At 41.2% G+C, this 23,736-nt stretch carries 21 protein-coding genes; 3 read left to right on the top strand and 18 right to left on the bottom strand.

Annotated features, from left to right (window positions below):
* Positions 1 to 125: 125 nt before the first annotated feature.
* The 5 genes from GLIP_RS14545 to rplM all read right to left on the bottom strand — a co-directional run bounded on the left by GLIP_RS14545 (position 126) and on the right by rplM (position 3,900).
* Positions 126 to 860 carry a cytochrome c1 gene (locus GLIP_RS14545; RefSeq protein WP_008845417.1) on the bottom strand — a complete coding sequence of 245 codons (735 nt, stop codon included), beginning with the start codon at positions 858 to 860 and terminating at the stop codon, positions 126 to 128.
* Complete coding sequence (locus GLIP_RS14540) at positions 857 to 2,125, bottom strand: cytochrome b (protein ID WP_008845416.1); 1,269 nt, start codon at positions 2,123 to 2,125, stop codon at positions 857 to 859. The genes GLIP_RS14545 and GLIP_RS14540 overlap by 4 nt, the downstream gene beginning before the upstream one ends.
* A gap of 1 nt (position 2,126) precedes the next feature.
* Positions 2,127 to 2,762 (bottom strand): ubiquinol-cytochrome c reductase iron-sulfur subunit, encoded by a 636-nt coding sequence (gene petA, locus GLIP_RS14535; RefSeq protein ID WP_008845415.1) that lies wholly within the window; start codon positions 2,760 to 2,762, stop codon positions 2,127 to 2,129.
* A gap of 304 nt (positions 2,763 to 3,066) precedes the next feature.
* Positions 3,067 to 3,459: a 30S ribosomal protein S9 gene (gene rpsI / locus GLIP_RS14530; protein ID WP_008845414.1), complete on the bottom strand. Its 393-nt coding sequence runs from the start codon at positions 3,457 to 3,459 to the stop codon at positions 3,067 to 3,069.
* Positions 3,460 to 3,471: 12 nt separating this feature from the next.
* Entirely contained in the window at positions 3,472 to 3,900 is a 429-nt protein-coding gene (rplM, locus tag GLIP_RS14525) for a 50S ribosomal protein L13 (RefSeq protein ID WP_008845413.1), read from the bottom strand.
* Positions 3,901 to 4,402: 502 nt separating this feature from the next.
* On the opposite strand from rplM, the gene GLIP_RS14520 reads away from it, so the two are divergent.
* Positions 4,403 to 6,496: a trypsin-like serine protease gene (locus GLIP_RS14520; RefSeq protein WP_008845412.1), complete on the top strand. Its 2,094-nt coding sequence runs from the start codon at positions 4,403 to 4,405 to the stop codon at positions 6,494 to 6,496.
* On the opposite strand, the gene mazG is transcribed toward GLIP_RS14520, so the two are convergent.
* From mazG to GLIP_RS14485, 7 genes are read right to left on the bottom strand one after another with little or no spacing between them, the layout of a single operon-like run.
* Positions 6,470 to 7,318, bottom strand: coding sequence for a nucleoside triphosphate pyrophosphohydrolase (gene mazG, locus GLIP_RS14515; protein ID WP_008845411.1), 849 nt, complete (start codon positions 7,316 to 7,318; stop codon positions 6,470 to 6,472). The genes GLIP_RS14520 and mazG overlap by 27 nt on opposite strands.
* Positions 7,299 to 9,455 carry a GTP diphosphokinase gene (relA, locus tag GLIP_RS14510; protein ID WP_008845410.1) on the bottom strand — a complete coding sequence of 719 codons (2,157 nt, stop codon included), beginning with the start codon at positions 9,453 to 9,455 and terminating at the stop codon, positions 7,299 to 7,301. The genes mazG and relA overlap by 20 nt, the downstream gene beginning before the upstream one ends.
* Positions 9,456 to 9,474: 19 nt before the next feature.
* Positions 9,475 to 10,929 carry a 23S rRNA (uracil(1939)-C(5))-methyltransferase RlmD gene (gene rlmD / locus GLIP_RS14505; RefSeq protein WP_008845409.1) on the bottom strand — a complete coding sequence of 485 codons (1,455 nt, stop codon included), beginning with the start codon at positions 10,927 to 10,929 and terminating at the stop codon, positions 9,475 to 9,477.
* Positions 10,922 to 11,314 carry a holo-ACP synthase gene (gene acpS / locus GLIP_RS14500; protein WP_008845408.1) on the bottom strand — a complete coding sequence of 131 codons (393 nt, stop codon included), beginning with the start codon at positions 11,312 to 11,314 and terminating at the stop codon, positions 10,922 to 10,924. Before acpS ends, rlmD begins: the two co-directional genes overlap by 8 nt.
* A gap of 1 nt (position 11,315) precedes the next feature.
* Entirely contained in the window at positions 11,316 to 12,047 is a 732-nt protein-coding gene (gene pdxJ, locus GLIP_RS14495; protein WP_008845407.1) for a pyridoxine 5'-phosphate synthase, read from the bottom strand.
* Positions 12,044 to 12,772 (bottom strand): DNA repair protein RecO, encoded by a 729-nt coding sequence (gene recO / locus GLIP_RS14490; RefSeq protein WP_008845406.1) that lies wholly within the window; start codon positions 12,770 to 12,772, stop codon positions 12,044 to 12,046. Before recO ends, pdxJ begins: the two co-directional genes overlap by 4 nt.
* A 12-nt stretch (positions 12,773 to 12,784) precedes the next feature.
* Entirely contained in the window at positions 12,785 to 13,063 is a 279-nt protein-coding gene (locus tag GLIP_RS14485) for a hypothetical protein (protein WP_008845405.1), read from the bottom strand.
* A gap of 319 nt (positions 13,064 to 13,382) precedes the next feature.
* Here GLIP_RS14485 and GLIP_RS14475 point away from each other — a divergent pair, with 319 nt between their 5' ends.
* Both GLIP_RS14475 and GLIP_RS14470 read left to right on the top strand, forming a co-directional pair.
* A complete protein-coding gene (locus GLIP_RS14475) occupies positions 13,383 to 14,855 on the top strand; it encodes a sensor domain-containing diguanylate cyclase (protein WP_008845403.1) in 1,473 nt (490 codons plus the stop codon).
* Positions 14,856 to 14,978: 123 nt separating this feature from the next.
* Positions 14,979 to 15,635, top strand: coding sequence for a hypothetical protein (locus GLIP_RS14470; protein WP_008845402.1), 657 nt, complete (start codon positions 14,979 to 14,981; stop codon positions 15,633 to 15,635).
* Here GLIP_RS14470 and mutT read toward each other — a convergent pair.
* From mutT to ftsA, 6 genes are all read right to left on the bottom strand, one after another.
* Positions 15,607 to 15,996, bottom strand: coding sequence for an 8-oxo-dGTP diphosphatase MutT (gene mutT, locus GLIP_RS14465; protein ID WP_008845401.1), 390 nt, complete (start codon positions 15,994 to 15,996; stop codon positions 15,607 to 15,609). The genes GLIP_RS14470 and mutT overlap by 29 nt on opposite strands.
* Positions 15,997 to 16,052: 56 nt before the next feature.
* The gene (gene secA, locus GLIP_RS14460; protein WP_008845400.1) at positions 16,053 to 18,773 is read right to left on the bottom strand and encodes a preprotein translocase subunit SecA; all 2,721 of its coding nucleotides are present in this window, start codon (positions 18,771 to 18,773) and stop codon (positions 16,053 to 16,055) included.
* A gap of 87 nt (positions 18,774 to 18,860) precedes the next feature.
* A complete protein-coding gene (locus GLIP_RS14455) occupies positions 18,861 to 19,763 on the bottom strand; it encodes a M23 family metallopeptidase (RefSeq protein ID WP_008845399.1) in 903 nt (300 codons plus the stop codon).
* 286 nt (positions 19,764 to 20,049) lie between these two features.
* On the bottom strand, positions 20,050 to 20,964 hold the full coding sequence (lpxC, locus tag GLIP_RS14450) for a UDP-3-O-acyl-N-acetylglucosamine deacetylase (protein ID WP_008845398.1): 915 nt from the start codon (positions 20,962 to 20,964) through the stop codon (positions 20,050 to 20,052).
* A gap of 285 nt (positions 20,965 to 21,249) precedes the next feature.
* Positions 21,250 to 22,416, bottom strand: a complete 1,167-nt coding sequence (gene ftsZ / locus GLIP_RS14445) for a cell division protein FtsZ (RefSeq protein WP_008845397.1) — start codon at positions 22,414 to 22,416, stop codon at positions 21,250 to 21,252.
* 85 nt (positions 22,417 to 22,501) lie between these two features.
* Positions 22,502 to 23,731, bottom strand: coding sequence for a cell division protein FtsA (ftsA, locus tag GLIP_RS14440; protein ID WP_008845396.1), 1,230 nt, complete (start codon positions 23,729 to 23,731; stop codon positions 22,502 to 22,504).
* Between the last annotated feature and the right edge of the window lie 5 nt (positions 23,732 to 23,736).

The following is a 23,736-nucleotide window of genomic DNA, read 5'->3' as shown; positions in this document are numbered from 1 at the left end:
CATCAATCAATCGTAAATCTAACTTCATAAAATTGATTGTCTGCCTACTACCAATTTGGCGTTAGGCTCATTAAAAAAAGGGGCAAAACCGCCCCTTTTCGGATTATACCTTAGATTTGGGTGAATTAGTGAACATCACGCCAATATTCTTTCTTCAGCAAGTAAACAAAGATAAACAATATCACAATAAAGGCCAAAACCCATTTACCGGTTGTCTCCAGCTTGAGTCTGCCTGGCTCACCTACGTACACTAAATAATGTACAAGGTCTGACATTGCTTCATCATATTCTTCTGGACTCAGCTCACCTGTGCCGTCCGTTTTAATGCCAACGTAAACTTCTTTCATTTCACCGTCGACCATTCTTTGTTCATAAGTTTCGCGAGGCGTACCTTGCAATTCTTGCAAAACATGCGGCATACCCACGTCAGGGAAACGTTTGTTATTCACGCCAAATGTTTTGCTGTCATCAGCATAAAAGGTACGGAGATAAGTGTATAACCAATCAGCACCTCTAACACGTGCAACCAAAGTTAGGTCAGGCGGCGGAGCACCAAACCACTTTGCCGCATTTTCAGCAGGTATCGCGCTTTTAATATGATCTGAAACTTTTTCACCAGTAAATTGTAAATACTCCTGACCTAATTCGGTTGGAATACCTAAATCTTTAAAGCTGCGCTCATAACGTTGGTACTGCATGTTATGGCAGCCCAAACAATAGTTATTGAACAACTTGGCGCCGCTTTGTAGTGAGGCTTGATCGCTCAAATCAATATCAATGTGATCGTTTTCAATTCCGCCACCAGCAGCACCAGCTAGTCCCGAAAATAATAAAGTTAAAACTAATACAAACTTCTTCATTTCGTGATCCTCTCTGGTACTGGTTTAGTGTTCTCATTTCTACTGTAAATAAATAGCAATAAGAAGAATCCGAAGTACATGATAGTGCCTATGCGCGATGCGATAATTTTCCAGTTTTCCTGAGGTGTACCACCTAAATAACCTAAGAAGATAAAGACCGCAGCGAATATCAATAGATTCCAACGATGGAACCCACAACGATAACGCCAAGACTTCACTTTTCCTCGGTCAATCCAAGGCAACAAGAATAACGCAATTATTGCGGCAAACATGGCAATAACACCACCTAGCTTGTCTGGCACAGCTTTCAAGATTGCGTAGAAAGGTGTGAAATACCAAACAGGGAAAATGTGTTCAGGTGTTTTCAACGGGTTGGCAATCTCAAAATTTGGATGCTCTAAGAAATAGCCGCCCATTCCAGGTGCAAAGAACATGATGTAGCAAAATATAAATAAGAATGCAGCAAACGCGACCAAATCTTTCAAGACGATGTGCGGGAAGAACGGCACTACATCATCGATGATGTCGTATTTACTTGTGTAGTATTCGTGCATTTTAAACTTGGTTTTTTGCTCTTCAGTTAGCGAACCTTTTTTGCGTTTAACTTCAACACCGTCAGGGTTATTAGAGCCAACTTCATGCAAAGCAACTATGTGTAGGAATACCAAAATAACGATGACTAAAGGCAATGCAATTACGTGCAATGCAAAGAATCGGTTGAGGGTAGCACCAGAGATAACATAATCACCCTGAATCCATTCAACTAAGTCTGGACCAATAATAGGAATCGCACTAAACAGGGATACAATTACCTGCGCGCCCCAGTAAGACATTTGCCCCCAAGGTAACACGTACCCCATAAAAGCTTCTGCCATTAAGGCTAAGTAAATGAACATGCCGAATAACCAAAGCAATTCGCGTGGTTTTTGGTAAGAGCCATACATCATGCCACGAAACATGTGCAAATAAACCACGATAAAGAACGCAGAAGCACCAGTAGAATGCATATATCGCAATATGTCGCCGTAAGGCACATCACGCATAATATATTCAACAGAAGCAAACGCACCCTCTGAAGATGGAACAAAGTTCATAGTTAACCATACACCGGTAACGATTTGGTTAATTAGAACGATTGTTGCCAAGAATCCAAAGATGTACCAGAAGTTCATATTTTTGGGTGCTGGATATTGAATGGCGTGCATATTCGCAACACGCATCATTGGAATACGATATTCAATCCAGTCTAATAGATTTTTAAACATCTTATGCTGCTCCCTCGGCTTCTGAACCGATGATAACGGTATTGTCATCAACAAACTGATATGGAGGTACGACTAAGTTTAATGGCGCTGGAACACCATCAAATACTCGTCCAGCCATGTCGAACTTGGAACCATGACAAGGACAGAAGAAACCTTCATCCACACCTTCAACGTATTCTTCGAAAGCCCCATTAGCCAAATGCTGAGGAGAGCAACCAAGGTGGGTACATATCCCGACCAGGATAAGATATTCCTCTTTTAAAGAACGATAGCGATTCTTCGCAAATGCAGGTTGTTGTTCTTGTTCAGAGTTGGGATCTTTCAAACTATCTTCGTGTTTTGCTAACGAAGCTAGAAGTTCAGGAGTCCGTCGTACAACCCAAACCGGCTTGCTTCGCCAGATAACACGAATCATTTGCCCTGGCTGAATTTTACTGATGTCTATTTGCACATCAGCACCAGCAGCTTTTGCCCTTTCGCTAGGGCTCCAAGAACCTATAAAAGGCACTGCAACACCAACTACACCCGCGGCCCCTACAACAGAGGTTGCGACTGTTAGGAATCGGCGTCTAGGGTTGTCTTGAGGCTGATTGTCATTTACTGACGAATCATTCGTATCGACAGACACATTGCTCATCCACTCTTCTCCAAGTTCGGATTTAGTGATACTTCTTGAACATAAAAAGTTGGTTCCGGTAGCGTTTTGCTAGCAGTTAACTCGCACAAGAAATTACGGTTTTGTTGATTTTAACTATTAACATGAAATGATAAAAGAAAACCCCTAATAAAGACAAGGAATTAAGTAAATAAAGCGATGTTTTATGGGAATAATTTGTGTATCTGCAGTTGAAGCAAAAAGATAGCCATCAATTTAGCGTAAATTACAGACAATAAAAAAACCCAGCAATGCTGGGTTTTTTGAAATATTCGTAACGTAAAAATTAACGTTTTGAGTATTGAGGACGCTTACGTGCTTTATGAAGACCCACTTTCTTACGCTCAACTTTACGTGCATCACGAGTAACAAACCCGGCTTTACGTAACGCTGGACGAAGTGTTTCGTCATATTCCATCAATGCACGAGTAATACCGTGACGGATTGCACCAGCTTGACCGCTAATACCACCACCGGCTACGGTGACGTATAGGTCAAACTTATCAGTCATTTCAACAAGCTCAAGAGGTTGACGAACAACCATACGAGCGGTTTCACGACCAAAAAACACATCCAAAGGACGCTTGTTAACTACAATGTTTCCACTGCCCGGGCGAAGAAAAACGCGAGCGGTAGAGCTTTTGCGACGGCCAGTGCCGTAGTATTGAGTATCTGCCATTATTCTCGCTCCTTAAATGTCTAGAACTTGAGGCTGTTGAGCAGCATGTGAGTGCTCAGTACCTGCGTACACTTTCATCTTGCGGAACATAGCACGTCCAAGAGGACCTTTAGGCAACATACCTTTAACCGCTTTCTCAATGATCATTTCAGGCTTATGGGCTTGAAGTTTCTCAAATGTTGTATCTTTCAATCCACCAGGATAACCAGTGTAAGAATAATACATTTTGTTCTGTGCCTTACGGCCAGTAACAGTGACTTTTTCAGCATTGATTACGATGATGTAATCTCCAGTGTCTACATGAGGTGTATACTCTGGCTTATGCTTACCGCGCAAACGAAGCGCGATTTCTGTGGCCAATCGACCTAATGTTTTGTCTGCGGCGTCAACCACATACCAGTCGCGTTTTACCGTCTCTGGCTTTGCAACAAAAGTTTTCATTTTAAAATACCCGAAATTTGTAAATTGTTACTCGTTTGTTTTCTGCATTCGTTAAAATCAGCAAGCTTACTCATCTTAGACAATCCAGAAAACCTCATAAATCAACACATTGACCCCTTCGAGTCGATTGATTCTTCCACTTTCCCAAAGTGGGCGTAACTGGGCAGGGCGCGAATTATACAGAAGTTTTCATAAAACGCGAGGGTATATTGCAAGTTTTTTAGTCAATCAGGCCATTGTTTACTAACAATTCAGATTCGATTCAGCTCAGTTAATGCATTGTTATCCAAGATATATCGAACTAAATTTTGTTAATTTGCATCTAAATCGCACAGAAATACGTTTTAAATGTAATAGAAAGGTGATTAGTTAATTTTAATTGTTTGGGATATATTGCTCAACAATACGACCGTTACACCTTTTGTATGGTCGAAACTCATATCCTTTAAAACATAACGATAAGGTGTTTGAGTAACAACGAATTTATTTATGGAGTAGATAGATGAAGCACTTAGTGTGGGTTCTGTTGGTCGTCGTAGCCGCGCATTTGAGTATCGCGTCTGCAACTAGTTTGCGTTCCGAACAAATAGCCAACGCCAAAAAACGTAATACTGAGACAAAAAACGATTTTGTGAGCCCACTAATTGTTGGTGGAGAAAATGCAGATGAAGGTGATTATCCATTTATGTCGGCACTTGTCATAGTCAGTTCGACAGTAGAAACAAGCGTCACTGTAAACAATACTGGATATGATTCCGATTCGTTTAGTTTCGGTCCTGATGGCCAAGCAACCGGCACTTTAGTCGATTGCGGATTAGCAGGTACGGAATGTACAGGCGTAGCCAATAGTATATGTTTAATCGAGCGCGGCGATTTTAATTTCTCCGACAAAGCGCTTAATTGTGAAGCCGGTGGCGGCATTGGCGCAATTATTTACAATAATGTTGAAGGCCCTTTAGATTCAGGTACATTGGGTAATGATTTTGATGGCAATATTCCTGTGGTCGCAATTTCTCAACAAGATGGAGCCGCTTTAGTCCAGCTCGAAAATGCGACCGCCAGCATCGCCGTAAATACCTTACCCGGTACGATGCAAGATTCAGTGTGCGGTGCGTCATTCCTAGGTGATCGTTGGGTGCTGACCGCAGCGCATTGTGTAGACTCAGAATTTGCTGACCAATATAGGGTAAATATAGGCGAGTATGATTTAAGAGACGGCGCTGATGAAGCCATAGCGATTAAGCGCATATATACACATCCCAACTATAACTCTGATACTTTTGATAACGATGTGGCACTTATCGAATTAGTTGAAAGCGTCGATGCAACCCCAATTCAGTTGGCTGATACAGCTACGACAAACCAATTAACCATAGAGAATGCTATCGCAAAATCTATTGGCTGGGGTGGACGCACTGGTTACTTGCCGGGTGAAGGCCCTACTGGGAATTTCCCTGACATACTTCAGGAAGTAGATTTAGGCCTACTTACAAACACTCAATGCCGCAATGAATTAGCAAGCTCACAAGGAATTAGCGCAAACAACACTGGGATTACCAATCAAATGATTTGTGCGGCATTAGATTCTGGAGGCGCAAGCGCATGTCAAGGTGATAGCGGTGGCCCCTTGTTCGTACAAACAAATAGTGGAGCACAACAATTGGGTGTAACCAGTTGGGGCATAGGTTGTGCTGCTGAGGGTTATCCGGGGGTATACGCAAGAGTAAGTTCATTGCTTGGCTTTATCAATGCAACTCGTTTTGGTGTGGGTATTTCGGGTAAAGCCAATATCACCAACTCACCTGTAAACGTGAGCTTCGTACAACAATATACGATCACCAATAATTCTGAAAATACTGTGGTACCTACAATTACTCTGAGTAATCAATCTGATTTTAGTATAGATACAAGTGACTGTACGATTTTAACTGCGCAACAAAGTTGTCAGGTAGAACTTACATTTAATGCCCAAACTCAAGGGTCTAAAACTGCATCCATAGCACTTAGTACAGACATACAAGATACCCCCACAAATGGCATCACCGTTCAGGGTTTCGCGGTAGCAGCAACGCCAGGCTTGGAGAGCCAAATAGGCACAGTAAACTCTGCTGTCACATTGTACAGCGGAGGCGACGCTAGTTGGACTAGCCATACGTTGGGAGGCGTTGCTAGCGGCAATATTTCAGGCAATGAAGAAAGTATTTTAATTGCTAGCATTGTCGGTGAAGGGACATTAAATTTTGAGTGGTCGGTTTCATCAGAAGAGAATGTTGATGAACCAACAGAACCTTTTGATGCGTTATATTTGATCGTGAATGGTGAAGAAATCGAGTTTATCTCTGGCGACGTCAACTTTACTAGCCAAACCATATCATTGCCGGCCGGAACCAACTTAGTCGAAATTAGTTACCGCAAGGACCGCAACGTCGATGAAGGGGACGACCAAGGCAGAGTACGAAACTTTGTTTTTACATCAATTGATGGTGGCGGCAACCCAACTACGCCACCAAGCAGCAATTCTGGCGGTGGAGGTTCTGTTGCATGGTTATTATTGCTTCTTATTGGTAGTTTAGGACTGCGTCGATTCGCTTTCTAAACGTTTGACTTGCAGCCAGATGGACTCCATCTGGCTCAATGTGGTGTCAGACAATTTGGTGTTTTGTTTTGCAAAATGTTGTTCAACTTTTTCAAAACGTCCAGCAAATTTTTTATTCGCCTTTCTCAAAGCCGTCTCAGCGTTTACATCCAAATGCCGAGCTAAATTAACCACCGCAAACAACAAGTCACCGACTTCTTCTTCGATGCGTTGCTGATTTTTTGGCTCTTGCTCGAGCTCTTCCATCACCTCTGAGACTTCTTCTTGTACTTTATCAAGTACGGGTCCTACTTCTGGCCAGTCGAACCCTACTTTTGCGCAAGCTTTTTGGATTTTATGTGCACGCATCAAAGGTGACATACTGACAGGTATATTGGCTAAAACACTGGCTTGCGCGTCTTCACCTTTTTGAGCGCGTTCCTGGCGTTTTATAGCTTCCCAATTAAGACTGACTTGTTCGCTCGAAATATTCTGTTGAGTTGCAAAAACGTGAGGATGGCGACGAACTAATTTATCACTAATGACTTTGGCTATTGCTTCGAAGTCAAAAGCCTCTTGCTCTTTTCCAAGCTGTGCATAAAACACTACCTGAAATAGCAAATCACCTAATTCATCTTGTACATCCTGCATATTGCCATTTTCAATAGCATCAGCAACTTCATAAGCTTCTTCAATCGTATAAGGAACAATACTGCTAAAACTTTGTTGCTTATCCCACGGGCAGCCCTGTTCAGGGTCCCGTAATTTTTGCATAATCTTCAACAGCCGTTCGACTTGAGGGTAATCGCTCTGCTGTTGCGGCTTACTTGTCGAGTCTGACAACGTCGATTACCCCTTTAATTTGCAACAATCGCGCGGTCGTTTTAGATAAGCTTGCCAAATCTTTCAGCTCTAAAGTGATTCTGATTCGAGCAGTTTGATCTTTAGTATTGCTTAAACTATTTACCCCTAATAAGGTAATTTTGTCATTCGCCAGTACCGTTGTTATATCGCGTAAGATGCCATCTCGGTCTGACGTATGCACGTCTAGGTCGGTTTTGAAGCTTCCCCTAAGATCATTAGCCCAATTGACTTCAATCTCACGCTCAGGGTGCTGATCTAATAAATGGTTCAATTGATCACAGTTTTCCCGGTGCACGCTAACACCTCTTCCCATGGTTATATAACCTTGAATAGGATCGCCGGGTAATGGTTGACAACATTTGGCAATTTGACTCATCAAATTACCAACACCTTCCACAACAATTGTGCTTTTTCCACCTTTTGTAGGTTTGCTTTGTGTTGTTCTAACCCGGGGATCAATTTCTGGTGGTGGAGCATCTAATTGTTGCAAGTAATTGACAACTTGCATTATACGTAAATCACCGCCACCAATGGCAGCATATAAATCATCTACTTGATTGACGTTAAAACGTTCACAGGCTTTTGCTGCGTCTTTCAATACTAAGTTTGCTCTGGATAACTCACGTTCAAGTAACTCTTTACCCGCCTGCAGGTTCTTTTCTTTATCTTGTTTTTTAAACCAAGTATGGATTTTTGCGCGTGCGCGAGAAGAGTGCACATATCCCAAACCTGGATGCATCCAATCCCGGCTGGGATTTAAGTTTTTACCGGTTAACACTTCCACCTGATCGCCTGTTTGCAATTGATAGGTGAAAGTCACTATTCGACCGTTTACTTTTGCACCATTGCAACGATGTCCTACGTTACTATGAATGTAATAAGCAAAATCCAACGGAGTCGAACCCAACGGCAAATCAATAACATCTCCTTTAGGCGTAAACACGTATACTCGGTCATCGAATACTTGACTACGTAACTCTTCAACCAGATCACCAGACTCAGCCACCTCTTCTTGCCAAAGTAGAATTTTGCGCAACCAATTAATTTTATCTTCGTAAGCGGAGCGCTCTGAACTGACGCCCTCTTTGTATTTCCAGTGTGCCGCAATGCCAAGCTCTGCATCTTGATGCATTTGTTGCGTGCGTATTTGAATCTCTACCGAGCGCCCTTGAGGGCCGACAACCACAGTATGGATAGATTGATAGCCATTTGGTTTAGGTGTTGCAATATAATCATCAAACTCATTGGGGATATGCTTAAACAGCGAGTGCACAATGCCCAAAGCACTATAACAATCCTGTAAGCGGTCAGCGATAATACGCACAGCACGTATGTCGTAAAGCTGATCAAAAGATAAATGCTTTTTCTGCATTTTCTTCCAAATGCTATAAATGTGTTTAGGGCGACCATAGACCTTAACGTTGATCTTCGCTTCGTCCATTTCCGCTTGTAAATTGGTGACAAAATCTTCGATGTATTGCTGGCGATCAGTTCTTTTCTCATCCAACAAGCTGGCGATTTGTTTATACTTTTCTGGGTGCAAGTATCGAAATGAAAGGTCTTCTATTTCCCACTTTAATTGCCCGATACCTAAACGGTTGGCCAAAGGAGCATAAATGGTTGAACATTCTCGAGCGACAATAACGCGAGTTTCTTCATCTGCCTTTTTCATTTTTTGTAGCGTACAAATACGCTCGGCTAACTTAATGAGAACCGTTCGTACATCTTCCACCATAGCTAGTAACATACGGCGAATATTATCAATTTGAACTTCGTCGGCTTTTTTATTGCTGCGACTATGCAAGGTTTTAATTGCATCCATGCGGCGTACACCGCTGATTAGATTTCGAATTCCTTTGCCAAATTCTTCTTCGATTTGTTCGTCATCTAAACCATGTAATTCGCAATAAGGGTACACCAACGATGCCTGCAACGTTTCATCGTCCATGTTCAGTTCGTGCAGAATTTCGACCATTTCCTGCCCCACCAACAGAATTTCTGGTGATTCAGATGTGTCTCGCAGCTTTTGTTTTGTGCTCTGGGGTAGGTTCAGACAATCAAGCCATTGATCAAAATTAGGTCGTTCTGGTTGATGAACTGTTCGGATTGAAACCATAGTAATAGCCCAGTTAGATTTACTTTCGTTTAGTCAAAGGCACAAACAATGCCATCAATTCAGTGTGCGCTGTTTGTGGAAACATATCCAACAAACTCAACTTGTCTAATCGATAATTTTTGCCAATTAAAAGTGCGGCATCTCTAGCAAAAGTTGCCGGATTGCAAGAAACATAAACGATATGTGAAGGCTTTAGTGAAGCTAATTGCTTAACCGCAGATAATGCACCTTCACGAGCAGGATCGAGTAATACTTTATTGCATTTCGCTGTTTGACCATGCTCAGTTAATTTAGTGCTATTTAAATCAGCGTGGATAAACTGACAATTATCAAGTTGGTTTTGCGTTGCATTATGTTGGGCACGTTGCACCATTTTGGCCACACCTTCGATTCCAACCACACGTTCACATTGTTCAGCAATCGCCAGACTAAAATTACCGATACCACAAAATAAATCTAACACTGAATCGTTAGCTTCAAGCTGCAACCATTGTATTGCTTGCTTTATCATTTTTTGATTTATATCTGCGTTGACTTGCACAAAATCATCATGATGGATATCTAATTCAAGTTTATCATTTATCTTGTAAGCTAATAATTTAGCTTCTTGATTAAGCGTTTGCTGATTGTGTTGTTTATCTTCGAGTATTAACTGCACGTCATTGTCTTCAGCAAAATCGGCTAATAGTGCTTTGTCATGTTGACTCAAATTATGAACTGTGCGAATTAACACCTGTGTGCCGTTATCCACACTCAATAAACTAATATGGCCGACATTGGACGGTGTTTGCATGTCTGCTAGCGTTTTTTGCAGAGGCACTATCAACTGCTCCAACTCACCTTTCAGTACCGGACACTGGCTCAAGTTGAATATTTTGTTGCTTCCCTTAGCTCGAAAACCCACTTTAATCGCGTCAGGGTTTCTAGCATCAACTGATAATCTGGTTTTACGTCGATAGCCTTTTTCTTCAGAATGAAGCGGAGCCTGCCAATTAATTTGCGCCTGTTTATCCGCCACTTTCGCCAACTTAATATTTTTACCACCGCGAGACGCTTTGCTAAGGACTCGTTTGGGAGAGTGCGTATTTTTTTCAGTATCTAGGGAAGTATGCAAAATCAGATTTTGAATCGCATCTTGTTTAAATTTTAGCATTGCACTGGTTTGACAGTGTTGAGTTTGACACCCACCACACATTTCAAAATGCTCACAAAAAGGGGGTTGTCGATTTACTGAAGGTTGCGTGATTTTCAACAATCTTGCAGTACAAACTTTACCTCGATGTTCGGTTATTTCGACCTCAGCAATCTCGCCAGGCAATGCCCCTTCAACGAATATTAGAGGATCATGATCAGCACTAACCCCTTGCGCGAAATGATCTAAATGGGAAATCGAAATACTAACCCGCTTTCCAATTAAATGACTGTTGGCAGCGTCCGCTTTTTTGTTTTTTTTAGGCGTGTAGAAATTAGCCATGCTTGTTTATTTGCTCCAAAATAACCGTAGCCATTGCATAATGTTGCTCATCTGAGATAGATACCAAAGCATTGTTAATTCCCTTTTGTTCGCACAATTGTGCAAATTGGCCACTAAAATGGATAATCGGTTGCCCTAAATCACCATTGCTTAGCTCGATATGTTGCCAGCCAACACCATTTCCAATCCCAGTTCCCAACGCTTTGACAGCAGCTTCTTTGGCCGCAAATCGTTTAGCCAAATAACGTATGGGGAAATTGTGTTCACGATATACCTGCATTTCCATTGGCGTTAAAATGCGTAACGGTAATCGATCCGACTTTTCAATCTGTTTTGCTAATCTTGCAATTTCGACTATGTCTGTTCCCAGACCTAAAACTGCCAATTTAACCCCTCGCCTCTAACATTAGTCGTTTCATGTCTGCTACCGCATTGGCTAAACCGTCAAATGCAGCGCGAGCGATGATTGCATGACCAATATTCAATTCAATAATTTCTTCAATGGCCGCTATCGGTTTTACGTTATGGTAATGCAATCCATGTCCAGCATTCACTTTAAGACCTAAAGAATGGGCATAACGAATACCAGATTGTAATTTTTGAAGTTCCTTATGCATTTGCGCTTCATTGGTAGCTTCAGCATATTGACCTGTGTGGATTTCAATGTAAGGAGCGCCAGCTTGAACGGCAGCGTCGATTTGAGAATTGTCTGCGTCAATAAAAAGCGATACTTGAATATCTTGTTCTGCTAAACGTTGACACGCATCGGTAATTTTCTCTAAATTGCCTGCCACATCTAAGCCGCCTTCTGTGGTCAATTCTTGTCTTTTTTCCGGCACTAAACAGCAAAATTCAGGTTTAGTTTGAAGGGCGATAGACAACATCTCTTCAGTGACTGCCATTTCAAGATTTAAACGTGTGTTTATCGTTTCACGCAACAAACTGACATCACGATCTTTTATGTGTCTACGATCTTCACGCAAATGCACTGTAATGCCATCAGCTCCAGCGCGCTCAGCAATATCTGCAGCATGCACAGGATCTGGATATTGGGTTCCTCGTGCATTTCGCAATGTGGCAATGTGATCAATATTCACACCCAAAAAGATATCACTCATTCAGTCCGCTCCAATTTAGTAAATAATTCTCTGCTTTTTAATGGTTTATCGCCAAGAATTGGCTTAAATGCCATTCTAGTAATGCGTTTAGCCACCGTTAAACTTTGTTTGTCCCAATGATAATCTGCGATCTTGATTAAATCTGCCCCTAAAAAGCAATTTGCGGTTTGCTCTTTTGCGGCTAAACACTGAAATCCTTGGTCATTGATAAAACTATAATAGCTATTTGCCTGTATTCTTTCACCTGAATGGCAATCAACAATCCAATCAATACCATAACCAATATTTTGAATTAAGCATATTTCAAACTCACGTAGCACGACTTCCATATTTTCATTATTTGCCATTCGAAATAAGCTAGCCAAATAAAGATCAAACACCTCTGGATAGGACACTTCTTTAGGTAGCACTCTATTCAGAAGTTCATTGAGATACATGGCAGAAAATAATGTCACACCGTGCAATTGAAACGCTCGGCCATTTCCTTCGATTTGATTTAAATTTTTTAATTCGTGCCGCCCACTGAACGTAAGCGAAAGAGGTTGAAACGGCTGCAAGAGACTCTTTTTTTCATTCGCCTTTGCACTTTTTCCGCCTCTGACTCCGCGGCAAACAGCCGAAACTCGACCTTGTTCTTTGGTGAAAAAGTCGACGATAAAACTGGTTTCACGATATTGTCGTCGATGGATAACCAACCCATTGAGCATGGTTGCAAGCTCAGTCACTCGATAGAGTTCCTAAGCCACTTTAATTCGAACGACTTTCATTGCCTCAAATTCAATACCTGCCACTGTCTCAACAATAGGGTAGTAAGTGAGATTAACCTGACAACCATTTAGGTTTTTATATGCTTTTTTGCGACGAAATTTAAAGGGGACATCGTATCCTTCTACCATAACTGTATTCACAATCCAGTCATCTTCTTTTCGTTGCACATGGGAAACCACTTTCATCATTTCTGAATGAATTAGGTTGTCATGTTTATCCAGTAGTTTAGAAATGTTGGATTTTGCCATAGTCTTCTTAGTATAAATTTTCACTGAAATTTAAGGGTAACCATAGAGTAAGTGAAACGACTTCGAGTGAATTTATTGCTTCAACATTCATCTTATCTAAGGACGCAGTATCGTTATAATACCATTTACCAGATAAAAAAGCGCAACTTAGCGTAATAGTTGCTACAAAGAGTTGCCAAGCGATAGAAATTAACCTGAGTGCCAATTTCATACAGAGGTTTTCAGCCGCTACATCTGCTCAGAATTTATACTAAAGTTTAATAGTGTTTGTAGCCTCATAAAAGTAGAGTCTAAAATTATTTTTTCAAAGGCTTTTTGTATGTTGCAAGCATGGCGAAGATATATCAAAAACAAATTTGTAGTCGCCGTAATTGCGTTAGTATTTGCTATTGCTTTAAGTGCAATCATTTCACTTTTTAAAGCAGTCGAAACACACAGTTTATTGGAACAAGAAAGCCTCACACCTGCCTTTGGATTATTGTCTCAGGAAATCTTAAAACCCCTTTATATTGCCGAAACTATTGCACGCTCTTCAAGCATAAAAACTCAGATGAATTCTTCAGATATTGATCAAGAAGCAATTCAAAAAAAGTTAAGCGAAATTTCTCAAGAGTTTGATATGGAGTTTTTTGTCGCCAGCGAGCTAAATCGTACTCAATACAATTCAGATGGCTCTACGCTATCACTTGAATTAGACAGAGTAGAATGGTATTTCAATGCTAAGAACAATGATCTCGAAATCGTCGGCATGTTAGGTAAAAGAGACGATATCCGAATTTATTTTGATGTCAAAATTTACAATGCAGAAGGAACATTTTTAGGATTTGTTGGTGTTAACAGAAAGCTCACCAGCTTTATGGAAGCGTTTGATAATTTCAAAAAGCAATTTGGCTACGACTTTATTTTTGTAGATCACAATAACAACATTGTGCTGTCTTCTGATGATCGTTTTAATGCAGACGGAAAACGCATAATGCGATTAGAGCAACTTGCTTGGTATTCGGCATTTTCTGCTCAGCAAAAAAATAATAGTCAGCTTAAAAATTATCTAGTCGAGGTGGAAAACGAGGATGTTTTGATTGCACAGGCTAATTTAGATTCGCTTAATTGGAAAATGTTCTTGGTTAATCCACTGAAAACTCGACAAGCTGCCGCGACCGAAAAATTCATAGCGCAAACGATAATAGTTACGATTGCAATATTCACAGGGATATTAATCGTGTACTTAGTGATCAGATCACTACAAGGAGAATTTGCAAGACGTCACCAAAATGATCCTTTAACTCAATTACCTAACCGAGCTCAATTGTTTTGGCAATACGATAAAGTGGCCAAAAAAGGGAAAAACAATAGCATCATCATTGTCGATATTGATCACTTTAAAAGCGTCAATGACACTTACGGACATAGTGCAGGCGATTTCGTTTTATGTGAAGTGGCGAAAATTTTACAACAGCAACTGCGTGATAATGACGTTGTTGCGAGATGGGGGGGCGAAGAGTTTGTCATTTTACTTCCTGCCGCAAATAAGACGATTACCCAACTCATTGCAGAACGGACAAGAGCGGCGATTGCGAAACATATTTTTGAGGTGGATAAAAAAGTTATTAAGATAACGGCAAGTTTTGGCAATTGTACTGACAATCAAAAAAGTAGTTTAAACCTCATTATTGCTCAAGCTGATGAAGCTTTGTACAAAGCTAAAAATGGCGGACGTAATAAAGTATGCTCGGCTAATCAACCTATACACAGTATTCCAGCTAAGATATGGCCTACGGTAAGCGCTAAATAATAGCGCAACCCCATAGCTCTAATGTGTATTATTCTGCTGAAAATTACCCGTTAGTTATATTAATGCCATCTCCATTGGCTTTATACTTAGCAAAACACTCTGAATTCACTTTAAGGCTGTATAGTGATTAGAACCATTCGCGTTAACCTTATGCTGCTAACTGGCACATTAATGATATTGCAAGGGTGCCAACCAGAACCTGCAAAAACCGATACCATGTTGTTTAGAGAAGCCACGATTAATCAAGCTCAAGTGCCACTCGATAAAGCCGCTGTATTGTTAACCCAAGACGTAAAATCAGCCCCATTGTCACACCTAGATTCCATTATTCTCGCGAATCAAAATGTACGAGCTGCCCGTGATATTTATGCTAAGAACAATATCAATAATTATTCTGATACTAAATTAACTGAATTGGAAAATTTTATCGAACAACTAGATCCTGCATTAGTGGAAAATGCCAAATCACTGCTAATTCTGGCGGTTGATAAAACCGCAGAATTGCGAGAACAGATTGAAGAAGCTAAGAACCAACCCTACAGCGCCAGAGGCAATGACACAGCACAGTTAGTTGAGTTTCTTGGCAAAAATTATAACCGTGATGTGAAAGAGTGTTGTTTGACGACACTTTCTCAAATAGATCAGTTATTGAAAAATAACTCTCGGCAACATAGAGATTTAATCATTTTAATTCGCTCAATTAATCAGGAACTGGCTGAAGTTATTAAGCAAAAAGATTATGCTTTAGCCCTTAAAAAACGGATTCGAGCTTCTCAATAATGGCTTTATTCGCTGCTGGAAAAGCTAACAAATGTAGATTTTCTATAGCGACCCATTGAGTACGTTGACCTTCTTTACCGCTAGGCTCATTGAGAAATTTATCGATAAGCTGAATGTGTAAGCGCACTTGTTTATCGCCATAATCGTGCTCAATTAACATAAACTCCGATTGCTCAAGTACTTTAATACCTATCTCCTCAAGCAATTCTCGGGCTGTTGCTTGTTCGACTGTTTCCTGTTGCTCTACCTTTCCTCCGGGAAATTCCCAAAGGCCACCTTGATGTAATTCATCAGCACGTTTGCTGATAAAGATTTGATTATCGCGTTTAATGACACCAACGGCTACGTCTATAATTTTCATTTTGTTTTCCCACAAAAAAAGGGCAAAAATGCCCTTTTTATAAACTGAATGTCAATTTAGCTAAGCTTGCCGTGACATTGTTTGTATTTTTTACCAGATCCACAAGGACAAGGATCATTTCGGCCTACTTTTGCCCCTTCACGCACGGTAGTTTTAGGGCCTGTACCGGCTTGTTGTTCTGGCTCATTAGGTGAATCATGATCGTAGCTCTTTGCCACTTCATCAGCTTGACGACGTTGCTCTTCTACTGCTTCAACATCTGATTCCGCTTTTACTCGAACCTTGCTAAGAATACTAATCACTTCCACTTTGAGGTTTTCCAACATTTCAGAAAACAGTTGGAAGGACTCTCTTTTATATTCTTGTTTCGGGTTTTTCTGAGCATAACCGCGCAAGTGAATACCTTGACGTAAGTGGTCCATCGCAGCCAAATGTTCTTTCCACGAGCTATCCAAATTCTGTAGCATCACAGCTTTTTCAAACTGACGCATTACCTCTGGACCCACAGTTTCTTCTTTCTCTTTATAGGCAGCTTTCACACCGTCATGAATACGTTCACGAAGCTTTTCTTCAAATAGTTTGTCGTCTTCATCCAACCACTTTTGAATAGGAAGCTCTAATAGAAAATCGCCTTTTATGCGTTCTTCAAGGCCAGCAACATCCCACATTTCTTCGAGTGATTGTGGTGGAATATAATCATCAATTACACCCGTGACAACATCTTCACGGATTGCATCAATGGTTTCACTGATTTCACCTTCATCTAACAATTCATTGCGCTGTTCGTAAATCACTTTTCGCTGATCGTTAGCCACATCATCGTATTCAAGAAGTTGTTTACGCATGTCGAAGTTTCGACCTTCAACTTTGCGCTGCGCATTTTCTATAGCACGAGTAACCCATGGATGCTCAATTGCTTCGCCTCGTTCCATTCCCAAACGCTTCATCATATTACCCATTTTTTCAGATGCAAAAATACGCATCAAGGCATCTTCTAAAGATAGATAAAAACGTGAGGAACCTGGATCACCTTGACGACCAGAACGTCCTCGTAGCTGATTGTCGATACGACGCGATTCATGCCGCTCTGTACCAATAATATGTAAGCCACCCGCTTCCAGTACTTTCTTGTGGTCTATTTCCCACTGCTCTTTGATCTTTGCCACTTTTTCAGGTTTTGGATCGTTGATTTTGGCAACTTCTGACTGCCAATTACCACCTAAGACTATGTCAGTTCCGCGACCAGCCATGTTGGTAGCAATCGTAACCGCACCCGGACGTCCAGCCTGCGCAACGATATCCGCTTCACGCAAATGTTGCTTAGCGTTCAATACTTCGTGGGGAATCTTGGCTTTTTTAAGAATGCGAGAAAGTAGCTCAGAGTTTTCAATCGAAACTGTACCTACTAGTGTAGGTTGACCACGTTTAACGCACTCTTTTATATCTTCAACTATGGCTTCGTATTTTTCTTCAGCGGTCAAATAAATCAAATCAGCTTTGTCATCACGAAGCATTGGTTTATTGGTTGGGATAACTACAGTTTCTAAACTATAGATATGATTAAACTCAAAGGCTTCAGTATCTGCCGTTCCTGTCATACCCGCTAGTTTTTCGTACAAACGGAAGTAGTTTTGGAAAGTAATCGAAGCTAGCGTTTGGTTTTCGTTTTGAATTTTCACACCTTCTTTTGCTTCTACAGCCTGGTGTAAACCTTCTGACCAACGACGGCCTTCCATAGTTCTACCGGTGTGCTCGTCAACGATGACAATTTCGTCACCGTTAACAATATAATCCACATCTTTACTAAACAGTTTATGTGCTCTAAGTGCTGCATTTACGTGATGTAATAAGGATATATTAGACGCTGCAAATAAGGACTCTTCTTCAGGTAAAATACCATTGCGTTGCAGAATTTCTTCTACGTGCACTTGACCGCGTTCAGTAAGGTGAATTTGTTTGCCTTTCTCATCGATGGTGTAGTCACCTTCACCTTCACGACCCGCTTCATCGCCTTCCTTATCTTCATCTTCCTGTTGCACCAACTCAGGGATAATTAAATTGATTTGACGGTAAAGTTCAGAGCTATCTTCTGCTTGACCAGAAATAATAAGTGGCGTTCTGGCTTCATCTATTAGGATTGAATCGACTTCATCAATGACGGCAAAATATAATCTTTTTTGTACACGGTCTTTAGGACTAAACGCCATGTTGTCGCGTAAGTAATCAAATCCAAATTCATTATTTGTACCGTAAGTAATGTCTGCGGCATAAGCTTCTTTTTTCTCGGCGTGTGTCATACCAGGCACGTTGCAACCCACTGTTAGCCCGAGGAATTCAAATAAAGGTCGACTCCAATCAGCATCACGTTTAGCGAGGTAGTCATTAACCGTAATAACATGCACACCTTTACCCGTTAGGCCGTTTAAATAAGCCGGAAGCGTAGAGGTTAATGTTTTCCCTTCACCAGTACGCATCTCAGCAATTTTACCTTGATGCAGGACCTGTCCACCAACCATTTGCACGTCAAAATGACGCATGGAAAACACCCGCTTACTCGCTTCTCTGACTACTGCAAATGCTTCGACTAGAATGTCATCTAAGCTAGCACCGTCTTTGATACGTTGCTGAAATTCAGCCGTTTTCGCTTTAAGCTGCTCATCATCTAATGCTTCGAATTGAGGCTCTAAGGCATTAATTTCAACAACTTGCTTGTTAAGTTTTTTTAGTAGGCGGTCATTTCGACTACCGAACATTTTTCTGAATATACTCGAAAACATCGATTTACAGCTTCCAATCTAATAGAGAGATAAAACAATCGGCTCCGTTTGGAGCCGATTTTCAAATTTATATTGTTTTGTTATTTATTACTTTCGATAAACAAATGGCAAAGGATCGAGCTGTTTACCGTTTTTAATCACTTCGTAATGCACATGAGCTCCCGTTGAACGTCCGGTACTTCCCATTAGTGCTATTTCTTGACCTTTAGTAACCACATCTCCGATCTTAACACTTAAGGCTTTATTGTGACCATAACGCGTGACAATACCATTGCCATGGTCAATTTCAACTAGATTACCATAACCATATCGTTCACCCGACCAAGTTACCAGGCCCGCCCCCGTTGCAACAACCGGTTCACCGGTTTTTCCAGCAAAATCCAAACCTTTATGCATGGTAGGCAAGCCGCTAAACGGGTCTTTTCTAACACCATAATAAGAAGACAACCAACCAGATGTAATTGGACGACCTTCTAAATTGGTCTGTTCGTCTATATGGTGATTCATCATGATGGATTCAAGGGCTGCGAGTTGTTGAGTTTTACTGTCTAGACTTTGTAACATTGAATCTATACGTTCTAGCAACTCATTATTGCCTTGAATAGTAATTACTGAATCAGTGATTGGGCCACCTGCTTGAGGAAGTTCTTGAAATCCGAATTCATCTTGATTCAATCCTGCTTGCTCAACTAATCGTGAGCCTAGGGCATTGACTCGTTGGATTTGACTTTGTACATCTGCCAAATTAAGCATGATACCCGCTAACTGCTGCTGAGTAGCTGATTTAAGTGCGGAAACATCTTGTTGTTGCTGAACCAATCCACTTTTAGCATACTCAATGCGAGCATGTGATTCGTTAGCTTGATAAGACGAGCGACTGGAAAGCAATACCAATCCACATACCAACACAAAGCCGGCAACCAATCGACGTTTTCCGATTTGGAAGGAAAACTCCGTTGATTTACCTTTATAATGTAATGTTAAACTCATGTAAGGTTTTCTCGATACTTTTTATTTGTGGTGGATTCTAAACCTGTTAAGCATTTCTTGATAGTAGAAATAGGTATCTGAATCCAACCAAACTGATTACTTTTCATACAACTCTATCGGCAAATTTTGACGTAACTTGGCCGATATTTTTATATTGTATTCTGCAACCCCGAACAATACCTTGCACAACATAAAGTTATCAAGGTATTTATGCGTTGTACTTAGTGCTTTTAGCAAGATGCTAAACGAAAAAATGCCGCTAATGCGGCATTTTACTGTTTCTTAGTTAGTTCGCTAAAACTGCTGAAGCAAAATGAATGGGGACTTCATCTTGGTTTTCGTACGTTACATATTCCCAACAGGACTGATCATTTAACATAGCATTAAGCAACTTGTTATTTAATCCGTGTCCAGACTTATAGGCTCTCAATTCACCTACGATACTGTGCGCACCTAGATATAAATCACCTACAGCGTCAAGAATTTTATGTTTTAAAAATTCGTCCTGATAACGCAATCCTTCTGGATTAAGTACGCGATATTCATCTAGTGCAACCGCATTTTCCATGCTACCACCAAGGGCTAAATTGTTGGCATTCATGTATTCTAAATCACGCATAAAACCAAAGGTTCTAGCACGACTTACTTGGTCGACGTATGAGGATGCATCAAAATCCATAATCACATGTTGACGAGTCTGACTGATTACTGGATGTTCGAAATCGATTTTAAAATCAACTCTGAATCCGTCGTAAGGATGAAACTCAGCCCACTTGTCACCATCTTCAACACGCACAGACTTGGTTATACGAATAAAACGTTTAGGGGCATTTAGCTCTTCAATACCAGCTGATTGTAATAAGAAAATGAACGGACTCGCGCTTCCATCCATAATCGGCAACTCATTACTGTTCACTTCAACAATAATATTATCGATGCCCAATCCAGCTAACGCTGAAGATAAATGCTCAACTGTAAAGATAGATACACCGTCAGCATTGCTTAGACACGTACACAGCACAGTATCACCCACTGCATTTGCTTTGGCAGGAATATCTACGTGAGGCTCAAGGTCTATGCGGCGAAATACAATACCTGTATTCGCCGGCGCAGGCCGGAGAGTCATGGTGACCTTTTCACCTTTGTGCAGACCTATCCCTGTTTCTTGCACAGCATGTTTTATTGTGCGTTGCTTAATCATCTAACAGTTTGCCTATCCAAAAAAACACTATCGGTTAAAAACGGGCGCACATTATACTGACCAACAGGTCCAATGTCAAAAAACTGTAACATGGAACCGATTTTGCTTGCTCGTATCTCAATATGTATCTATCACATCACCATTAATTTCATGGTTATCAATAAGATACCTTCAATATCAATACTAATCAGTATAGTACAAAGTTACGTTTTTAACCCCCTAACGTTATCGTTATCTAACTTACTAAGACCGTATAACTAGCGGAAAATTCATTCCAAACGGTGTTTAGTCTGCTTGCTTACGTAAGAATGCAGGTATATCTAAATACTCATAATCCGTATTTGCTTCTGCTTTTTCTTCTGTAGCAATCGCTTTATTCATATCAGTAGCAGTATTGCCTACACGATCACTGCTTTCTGGCTGCAATTTGAATTGCTTGGCTTCTGCTGAAACACGAGAGCCTTGGCTGCTTACTAGTGAAATATCAGGCTTACGCTCAGCACCAATTCCGGTGGCAACAACAGTAACGCGTAATTCATCACTCATATCCATGTCTATTACGGTACCAACAACCACGGTAGCATTTTCAGAGGCAAACGCTTTAACCGCATTACCGACAGTTTCAAATTCATCAATTGCAAAGTCAGGACCAGCGGTAATGTTAACCAAAATACCGCGAGCTCCAGATAAGTCGATATCTTCCAATAACGGACAAGCAATGGCTGCTTCAGATGCTTCTTCAGCACGGTCTTCACCGCTAGCTGAACCGCTACCCATCATTGCAGTTCCCATTTCTGACATCACAGTTTTGACGTCTGCAAAGTCAACGTTAATCAAACCTGGGCGGGTAATCAGCTCAGCAATACCTTGTACCGCACCACGCAATACATCATTTGCTTCACTAAACGCTTTAAGTAGCGGCGTTCCACGCCCCATCACTTTCAACAATTTTTCATTGGGAATAGTAATCAACGAGTCAACATATTTAGATAACTCTTCAATGCCTTGATCAGCAAACTCAGTACGCTTTTTACCTTCAAAAGGAAACGGTTTAGTGACAACCGCCACGGTCAAGATACCAAGCTCTTTAGCAATTTTAGCGACTTCAGGCGCAGCACCTGTTCCAGTACCACCACCCATGCCGGCTGTGATAAACACCATGTCAGCCCCTTCCAGACTTTGACGGATGTTTTCACGATCTTCTTCAGCCGCTTGACGACCGATATTAGGGTTAGCACCGGCACCTAAACCTTTCGTTACGCCAGAACCGATTTGCAAGGTTAAGTTTGCAGACGAACTACGTAATACCTGTGCGTCGGTATTTACTGCAATAAACTCTACACCTTCGATACTTTGTGCAACCATGTGCTCGATTGCATTTCCACCGCCGCCGCCAACGCCGATGACTTTTATGACAGCTTCTTCGCTGTGACTATCCATTAATTCAAACATTATTTTTTCTCCGATTTTTGCGCGATAGAATGTGTAACTCGTAAGCCCACATTCAATTTTTTAAGATCCCGAGATTTTTCCATCCTCAGAATTCCCCCTTAAACCAACTTTGAATACGATGCCATAATCCTTCTGTAGATCCGGCTTTATGCGTTGACTTCGCTTGCATGGATTCTTTGCCGTATTGCAATAATCCTACTGCGGTTGCGAAACTCGCATCTTCTACGTATTCAGATAACCCCTTCATGCCAATCGGTTCTCCAACGCGAACTGGCATTTGGAATAATTCTTCTGCAAATTCTACTGCACCTTCCATTTTGGCTGAGCCACCTGTTAACACGATGCCTGCAGCAATTTGCTCTTCCAATCCACTGGATTTGATCTCTTCATGGATCAATTCAAATAGTTCCTGATAACGAGGTTCGATGACCTCTGCTAGTGTATGTCTGGACATCATTCTAGCCGGACGTCCACCTACACTAGGTACTTGTATTTGTTCTTCCATGCTCACCATGTCACGCAAAGCGCAGGCATAGTTGATCTTAATTTCTTCTGCATGGTTTATCGGTGTTCTAAATATCTTAGCGATATCGCTGGTGATCTGATTCCCAGCGACGGGAATAACCGCGGTATGACGAATTGCTCCATCGGTATACACCACCATGTCGATAGTTCCCCCGCCGATATCGACAACACAAACACCTAACTCTTTTTCATCATCTGTTAATACCGCATAACTTGACGCTAGTGCAGAAAATATCATCTGATCAGCATTAAGTTCACAACGCTCCACACATTTCACCAAGTTTTTAGCCATGTCATCAGCACAGGTTATGATGTGCGCTCTGGCTTCCATTCTTACACCAGACATACCAATTGGGTTTTTAATCCCCTCTTGTACGTCAATGGTATATTCCTGTGGTAGTACATGTAGTAAACGACGCTCCAGTGCAATTGGAACTGAGCGCGCAGCATGTACTACATTGTCGACGTCGTCTTGAGTCACTTCCTGATTATTAATGGGTACCATGCCACTTTCGTTTTGGCATTTAACATGACGTCCAGATATCGACATAAATACCGACGACACTCGACAATCTGCCATTAATTCCATTTCACCGACTGCACGTTGCACCGACTGCACAAGTAAATTCAGGTCATTGACTCCGCCTTTGTCCATACCTTTGGCGGAATGAGTACCAACACCAACAATGCTAATGTCACCGTCATCGAGGATCTCTCCTACTACGGCTTTCACTTTACTTGTGCCCATGTCTAAGCCAACGATTAGATTTCTTTCTGCCACCTTAGACATATAAT

The sequence above is a fragment of the Aliiglaciecola lipolytica E3 genome (assembly GCF_000314975.1).
Taxonomy (GTDB): domain Bacteria; phylum Pseudomonadota; class Gammaproteobacteria; order Enterobacterales; family Alteromonadaceae; genus Aliiglaciecola; species Aliiglaciecola lipolytica.
This window is presented reverse-complemented; position numbering and strand designations above follow the sequence as displayed.